The following is a 1036-nucleotide window of genomic DNA, read 5'->3' as shown; positions in this document are numbered from 1 at the left end:
TGGTATATTTGGGTAAATAAGTGTTTCTTCTAATCTAGCGGAAACTGTCTACTTTAGTTTAGCAGTCACACCCTGCTATTGATAACGAGAGAATAGCAATTAAACCAACGACCGAAATGAGCATAAATAAATAAAAATGCAAGATAACACTCCTTTTATTCTCCTGTATCAATATTATAATTGGTTTAATCAGAATTTACAAATTAGGTTTAATTATGAAATAATTAACCGTCACGCGCCACTTTCTTCTGTACTGGTCCAGCTGAAAGGATATTTTTTTACTTAAATGTCTTACTTTTTTATGGTAGAAACAATAAGCCAATATACTCTTTTTCGCGTATTTCTAGAACACGTATATAACGCTCCGTAACGTTGTTATTGCTATCTATTTAAAAGATATTGATTTTTTGCTTATTTTCCTCAGAACGATTAAGTAACCCTTTCATAACAAGACCACCCTTAAGAACATTTGTTATTATTATATACGGACTTTAGTTCTGTTTAATGATTTAAAATAACCCACTTCTTATGGGTTAAATTAACACCTAAAAGTTAATCCGTTAACTTATCAACTAATTTCATAATTCCATTAGAACCTTCAAATGGTGGAAATGAATAGAAAGCAAGAATTAGTTGATTTTTTATCTGATAGCTTACCTGTTCTTTCTGACTATATTAATCAAATCGTCTTGCTAATACCAAGAGGTGTAGAAAATTTGGAAATAGATCATATCAAAAAAATAGTTCCTAAGTTATTGCAGTTAATTAGCCACATAAAAGAAGGGTATTTATAGAACAAGAGATGATTTTAGCTACAGAAAAAAGTTTACATACAGAAATTACGTACATTTCCATGATGTCCTTAGTAGATTCCCTTAGCTCCTGCGGTGTGAATTCCATTAATCCAGATTGACTACGGCTGAGCTACTTATAGACTATTTTACCAACTCTTTTTATATCGTATAATGGGGCTGGGACATAATTAGCCCTTATGAAGTTAAAAAAGATTCCAGTTATCAAAAAATGATAGCTGGAA

General features: G+C 31.1%; 1 protein-coding gene. It reads left to right on the top strand.

Annotated features, from left to right (window positions below; genetic code table 11):
• The first annotated feature begins 611 nt into the window (after positions 1 to 611).
• Entirely contained in the window at positions 612 to 794 is a 183-nt protein-coding gene (locus ABDZ84_RS10125; RefSeq protein WP_026679544.1) for a hypothetical protein, read from the top strand.
• Positions 795 to 1036 lie beyond the last annotated feature (242 nt).

The organism is Virgibacillus salarius (assembly GCF_039521925.1).
Taxonomy (GTDB): Bacteria; Bacillota; Bacilli; order Bacillales; family Amphibacillaceae; genus Virgibacillus; species Virgibacillus salarius.
The sequence above is the reverse complement of the archived record's forward strand: the minus strand, read 5'-3'. Positions and strand labels throughout refer to the sequence as shown.